Annotated in this window: 5 protein-coding genes and 1 pseudogene; 3 read left to right on the top strand and 3 right to left on the bottom strand. The window is 67.5% G+C overall.

Going from position 1 to position 6000, the window contains the following annotated elements; all coding sequences use genetic code 11:
- Positions 1–360 (bottom strand): annotated as a pseudogene (locus CM1CMNOD_RS22085) (hypothetical protein); the annotation flags it as partial.
- 683 nt (positions 361–1043) lie between these two features.
- On the opposite strand from CM1CMNOD_RS22085, the gene CM1CMNOD_RS00715 reads away from it, so the two are divergent.
- Positions 1044–1478 (top strand): DUF4232 domain-containing protein, encoded by a 435-nt coding sequence (locus CM1CMNOD_RS00715; RefSeq protein WP_193616636.1) that lies wholly within the window; start codon positions 1044–1046, stop codon positions 1476–1478.
- Positions 1479–1730: 252 nt separating this feature from the next.
- Here the strand turns inward: CM1CMNOD_RS00715 and CM1CMNOD_RS00710 are convergent, their stop codons facing one another.
- A complete protein-coding gene (locus CM1CMNOD_RS00710) occupies positions 1731–2237 on the bottom strand; it encodes an NUDIX hydrolase (RefSeq protein WP_013871767.1) in 507 nt (168 codons plus the stop codon).
- Between the two features lie 606 nt (positions 2238–2843).
- Between CM1CMNOD_RS00710 and CM1CMNOD_RS00705 the strand changes: the two genes are divergently transcribed.
- Positions 2844–3710 (top strand): helix-turn-helix domain-containing protein, encoded by an 867-nt coding sequence (locus tag CM1CMNOD_RS00705; protein ID WP_013871766.1) that lies wholly within the window; start codon positions 2844–2846, stop codon positions 3708–3710.
- Positions 3711–3801: 91 nt separating this feature from the next.
- Here the strand turns inward: CM1CMNOD_RS00705 and CM1CMNOD_RS00700 are convergent, their stop codons facing one another.
- Positions 3802–4038 carry a DUF397 domain-containing protein gene (locus CM1CMNOD_RS00700; RefSeq protein WP_013871765.1) on the bottom strand — a complete coding sequence of 79 codons (237 nt, stop codon included), beginning with the start codon at positions 4036–4038 and terminating at the stop codon, positions 3802–3804.
- Positions 4039–4829: 791 nt separating this feature from the next.
- On the opposite strand from CM1CMNOD_RS00700, the gene CM1CMNOD_RS00695 reads away from it, so the two are divergent.
- Positions 4830–5873 (top strand): hypothetical protein, encoded by a 1044-nt coding sequence (locus CM1CMNOD_RS00695; RefSeq protein ID WP_013871764.1) that lies wholly within the window; start codon positions 4830–4832, stop codon positions 5871–5873.
- The last annotated feature ends 127 nt before the right edge of the window (positions 5874–6000 follow it).

Below are 6000 nucleotides of genomic sequence, written 5' to 3'. Positions count from 1 at the left end.
GGGGACGGCCGGCTTGGCAGCCGCGGCCGGCGCGGCCGGTTTCGACACGCCCGCGGCGGCCGGCGCACCCGCCACGGCCGCGGCCAGGGGCGTTGACGTGCCGGATGCCGCTGGAAGCGTCGGTGCCGTTCCGTCGGTTACGGAGGGTTGGGGTCGCGGGTAGCCGCTGGTCGGTGACGCGGTACCGGTGGCCAGCTCCATCAGATCGGACTTGGCCGGATTGCATGCGGTGAGCCCACCGGCCAGCAGAACAGCAGCGGAAAGCGTGAGAACCACCGGCAGCCGGCCGGCGACCGGGCGGAGCGCGGCCCCGTCCCGCCCAGAACGGTCGGCCGTGTCGGTCGTCCGGCGGCGGGGCAAAAGAGCTGTGTCCGTTACTGACGATCGCGCTGGAGCACCCCACCGTAAGCTGTCTCTGATCATCATTGGCCCTGCTGCTCCTTCCACAGGTTCCGATCTTCGTGAACCCCCCCGAGAAGGACAAATTGGAGTATAGGGCTGACTTCGATGCTTTCGGTCGCGTGTCCGGTACACGTTGGCATGCGGTGGGCCCGCCGCAGGCCTGCCGTGGGCATCTGGGCATATCGCGGGCATATCGTGACGGGATGACGGCCGCCCGGCCCGTCAACGACGCGTTGGCCTCCCGGCGCGGCCCGCCACCGCGTTGGACCCGGACACGACCCGGACGCGGCCCCGGCAGGGCGTCACAGCCGTCGTTACCAGGCCGGCGTCGCGGCTGAATACCGCGCGCCGGGGTGACCTCTCACGTGCGGGCCGGTTGATGCAAGACTTGCCCACATGCCGAACAGACCCCGAACCCGTGCAACCCGGATCGTCGTGACGGGGGTCGGGCTGCTGTTTCTCGCTGGTGCCGCCGCCTGTGGCTCCGACGGCGGGACGCCGGCACCCGGGACGTCGTCGGGGCCGCCGCGCCGCTTGGCGCGGAGGCCGGCACCAGGGTGCAGACCGGCAGCGACGGTTCCTCCTCGCGTCCGCCGGCCGGCCCCGGCGGCCAGCTGAGCCCGGCGCCCGGATCGCCACCGGTGTGTACCGAGGCGCGTCTGCGGGTGGCCGTGGGCGCGTCCGCGGGTAATCCGTCCGCCGAGCGCCAGGGGTTCGTCGTCGTTCTCACCAACACCTCGGACCAGCCGTGCTCGGCGATCGGCTATCCGTCCGTGGCCGCCACGGACGACAACGGACGACAGGAACGGCCGGCGGCCCGCTCCGAGGGCGGCAACCTGTTTCGGGTGGGCCCGCCCGAAACGGTGGTCCTCCAGCCGCAGGGCACCGCGTCGTTCGGTGTCGAGTGGACGGCTGTACGGTCCGGCGACGATTCCGCCTGCCTGCCCTACGAGCAGTTCGTGGTCATTCCGCCGCACCAGACCCGCGGCCAGGTACTGGAGCGCCAGACAACCATCTGCGACGCGTTCCAGGTGCATCCCGTTGTGGCCGGAACCTCCGGGACGCGGCCCCGGTAGCCGGCATTCGTGCCTGTCGGCACAGCCAGCCAGCTCCGGCGGACGCGTGAATTCCGCACGAACTCAGGCAGTACGGCGGTAGGACGGTAGGACGGTAGGACGGTAGGACGGTAGAGCCGACAGCGCTATGGCAGTGGCCGTAGCGGATCTGATGGTGTCGTAGCTCCACAACGCCACATATTCGTCGCGTCCTGGTTTTTCACGCCACGATTTTGTTGCACGACGCTTTCGTCATGCCATGGTGTCATGACCTTACGAGGATGCCCGCACGCCCGAGATGGCCCGTAGCCGGGGCACCGCGCACAGTCGTTGCGGGTTCCATCCCAACTCTGAGTACACGTCGTTGTCCTGCCAACGGGCCAACGCCTCCCGGTCGAGAGCCGCCAGGGATTCCGGCAGCGTGTTCAGGTGATGCCACTGCAGGCGGCTTACCCGGGGGTCCGTGCCCGGTGTGGGTATCCCGCTCCAGTGGGTCAGCCGGAAGAACAGCCCCAGTCGTTCGCCGCCGCCGACGGACCGATGATGGGCTACGTGCGCCAGCCACACATGGGTCGCCATTGTCATCACCGACAGGGTCTCGTCGGCTATCCGTAGCACGGCTTCGATCGCGGGTTCCCCACTACCAAGTTCAGACCACGGTAACTGCCATGGTGAATCCGACTCGGCGCCACGACAGAGCAGTACCGATCCGTCCACGCGCCACATCAGCACATGAACGTCGACCGGCAACCCCGTGCCCGGGCCGGCATTGTCGACCATCACCACTCCCACCCTCGGCGGGTGCCGCCAGCAGTGGCACCAGGCCACGGATGCGCCCACACCCTGTTCCAGAGGAGCCGCCCCGCGACCGCCCTGCCATCCCCTTGCAGCCAGCTGGCCATCCCGCCGACATCGTCGTCCGTCCGTCCGCCCCGGGGATCGACGATCCTCCGGTGCCCGGATTCACACCACATGGCGGGAAGACATTCCGCGCCAGGGCCGGCGACCCGGAAAGGCGACCGTGAATGCCTCATTGGCATGTCCGGGTACCGGTCCGCCGACCGGTACCCGATCGCATTGCCGCGCTGTCGGCGGTGAACCGTCGTGGCCCCGGAACACCGGACAGCCATGACGACGGGCACTGTTCCGGTGATCGGTGACGGCGTCATCGGCGTCGTCGAACACCGGGTGTGTCCGTGGGTTGTCATCACGGCCTCCCCGGAACCCCCTGTGTGCGTGACATCAGCACAGCTGCCTGCACATCATGGCGTTCGTTGCGTGCAAATGCAAGGCGCGGGTGCACGTGCAGAAGGTGTCGGAACCTGTCAGGTCATGAAGATCGGATGTCATACTCTTGTGATCAGACGACGGTGAAGGGGGCGGGTTGTGACGGCGCTTGAGTCCGGTGGGGGTCCCACCGTGCGCCGGATTCTCCTCGGCTCCCTGTTGCGGCGGCTGCGCGAGGAGAAGGGCATCAGCCGCGAGGACGCCGGGTACAGCATTCGAGGCTCCGAATCCAAGATCAGTCGTTTGGAGCTGGGGCGGGTCAGCTTCAAAGAGCGGGACGTGGCCGATCTGCTCACCCTCTACGGCGTCACAGACGATGCCGAGCGAGCGCCGCTGATGGAACTGGTCCGGGAAGCCAACACGCCGGGCTGGTGGCAGAATTTCACCGACGTCCTCCCGAGCTGGTTTCAGTCGTACCTGGGCCTGGAAGAGGCCGCGACGTTGATCCGGACCTACGAGGTGCAGTTCATCCCGGGTCTGCTCCAGACCGAGGACTATGCGCGCGCTGTCATGAAGCTCGGCAACAGCGGGGCCCGGCCCAAGGACATCGAGCGTCGGATCAGCGTGCGGATGAACCGTCAGAAGCTGCTTGCCAGACCGTCGCATCCCAGATTGTGGGTTGTGATCGACGAGGCCGCGCTGCGGCGTCCACTTGGCGGCCCCGCAGTGATGCGCGCTCAGCTGGAACATCTGATCAAGCTGGCGAGTCAGCCCAATCTCAGCCTGCAGATCATGCCTTTCCGCTTTGGTGGGCATGCGGCCGAGGGCGGTGCCTTCTCCATCCTGCGTTTTCCCGAAGCGGACCTGCCGGACATCGTCTACATCGAGCAACTCGCCGGCGCGGTCTACCTGGACAAGCGGGAGGACGTGGACCGCTACATGGAAGCGATGGATCGTCTCTGCGTCGACAGCGTGCCTCCCGCCGCCAGTATCGAGGCGCTGAACAAGATCATAAACGAGCTCTGATCGGGGGGAGGCCCGCACCGGGCGGGCTGAAGCAGGCGGACTACCCCAGCCCCCGCGCGGACGGTACAGCTCGGGCCCCGGCGGACCAGCGCTACCGCAGGAATTCGTCGAAGTCGCCGTCCCTGGCCCCGAGGATGAGCGCCTCGATCTCGGCCTGGGTGTAGATCAGGGCCGGGCCGTTCGGGTCCCTGGAGTTGCGGACCGCGATGATCTCCGACGACAGCCTTGCCAGCTCGACACAGTTTCCCTGGGAGTTGCTGCGCCGGCTTTTCTTCCAGGCGACCGCTGGTAACGCGGTTGTGGAAATCCCGTTGTAGATCTCGGGCAAGTTGGCCTCCTTCGTGTGACGGGACTGAAAACAATATGATCATGGTTTCCGGCATCCGGGATGCCGCTCGGATCCGGGTGCGGCAGTAGGTCCGGAAGGCTCAGCCTGTCCGGGCCGCCGCTGGAAGCCGGTCCCGGGCGCTCGGTAGGTATCTCGGGCTCGACCTCGGGACCGTAGTGATCGCGACACGAAATACGACCTGATCCAGTACCGCGGATGCTGCTTGGCTCCGGCTCCGGCTCCGGGGCCGGAGCCGGGGGTGGCGACCCCGCCTCCTGTGTGGACCACGTTCCCTCCCCCTCTGCCGATGAGCAACTGGGCGGTCGAGCATTAGCGCGTGTGCATATGCACGTACTTCGTGGGAAGGATACAGCACGGTCATTCGCACGTGCATATGCGAGACCTGCTCCGGGGCATGGTTGCCGGGCGCGTACTTCGGCCGATCTGCCGGCCGGCATCCCTCCATCCGGCCCAGGCGTACCGACGCGGACGGGGAATTGTGATCATTCTCATTGTTCGGGTGTTGGTTGCCTTCTGATCGTCGGCATCATGCCGCTTCTCGGCGGGCGTGGAGTGCTTCCCGGCCGTCCGGGCGTCGATGTCCGGAGTGTGGGGCCCGGCGCGTGGAGGGCCGACCGGGATGTGGCGACTTTCGCCGGCAGCATGTGTTGCGGATGGCTCCGATCCACTAGTATTCTTACTATCTGTAATACGGTTAATTCTCGTCGTTATCGCCGCGTACGGTTTGCCCGCTGCGGGGCACCACCGCTTGGCCAACCTGGGGGACGGTCATGCTGCTGGGAGGGGTCGAGCGGGTCGAACGGGTCGTCGAGCAGGACACGGTGGTTGAGCAGGTCACAGCCGAAGCCAGCCTGCGTGCGTTGCGCAACCAGTGGGACGAGGTCGGGCAGCAGCTTCTTGACCTGCTGAGAACCCCCGAACTGCTGCGGATCACCGAACTGGATCGTCGGCTCACCAGTTTCGACATCGCAGCCTTCCGTTCCGCGAGCACACGCGTCGAGCGGGACCAGCGTGTCGAGGAGTTCGTTGCCGCCCGCGACAGCGCCAAACGCCGGTTGTGGGAGGCCGAGCGGGTCCGTGACAGTTGCCGGTCGGCTGCCAGCGACGCGGCCGCAGCCCTCGCCGCGGTCGAGCGGGCACGTTCTGATCTCACCGAGGCCATCCGGTTACGTGCCGAGGTTCAGCGGTTGGAGGCCAGGGCCGCGCACACCGCCTCCATGGCACTCTTCGCCGAGAGGCGGCTACGGGACGCCCGCAGACAGCGGACCAGACTTGCCAACGACTGGCGGAGCGACCGGTTCGGCAACCGCAACGAGCGATCGCGTCTCGGTGGCCTCATGTCGCGGCGGCAGGCCGAGTTCGGCGCGGCCGTGACGGCAGCCGCCGAGGCGGACCGTCTGCTCTGCCAGCACCGCGCACGTGTCGAGCCACTGATAGCCGTTCATGAACGGGCCGCCACGTCGGTGACCGTCGAGGAGATCGCCCGCCGGGACGCCGCCGCGGGCCAGGCATGGTCGGCGCTTGCGGAGGCGAACCGGGCGTGTCGTGCTGTCGCCGAGGAAGCCGATCGTTGTGAGGCGGCCCTCTGGCCGAGGCGGCCCGACAGCCAGGTGCGACCGATGAGGACCGGAAAACGGTCGAGGACGCGGAACGCGCAGGCTGTCCGGCGCTTGTCCGTGAGCGGGAGCGCCTGGTGGAGCTCGTCGCCCCACTGCTCGCCCGCCGCAGGGAACTGGAACGGCGCTACGAGCGACTGCTCGCCGATACGGCGAGATATCCATCGGAGGAAGCCTGCTGACCGGCCGACGAACTGACGGGAGACGGCGCGGACCGGCAAGAAGGCAGGGCAGAGGGTCCAGGAAAGGACGTAACGGGGCCGCTGGCCCTGCCTGCCATACGGCCAGTCAGGTCCTGGCCGGCCGGGGAATCGAAAACAAAAAT

This window comes from Protofrankia symbiont of Coriaria myrtifolia, from assembly GCF_900634755.1.
In the GTDB taxonomy this organism is placed as follows: domain Bacteria; phylum Actinomycetota; class Actinomycetes; order Frankiales; family Frankiaceae; genus Protofrankia; species Protofrankia coriariae.
This window is presented reverse-complemented; position numbering and strand designations above follow the sequence as displayed.

Excerpts from the sequence above, each read along its gene's own strand:
- CM1CMNOD_RS00695 (WP_013871764.1), top strand. The coding sequence starts at position 4,830 with ATGCTGCTGGGAGGGGTCGAGCGGGTCGAACGGGTCGTCGAGCAGGAC.
- CM1CMNOD_RS00710 (WP_013871767.1), bottom strand. The coding sequence starts at position 2,237 with ATGGTCGACAATGCCGGCCCGGGCACGGGGTTGCCGGTCGACGTTCAT.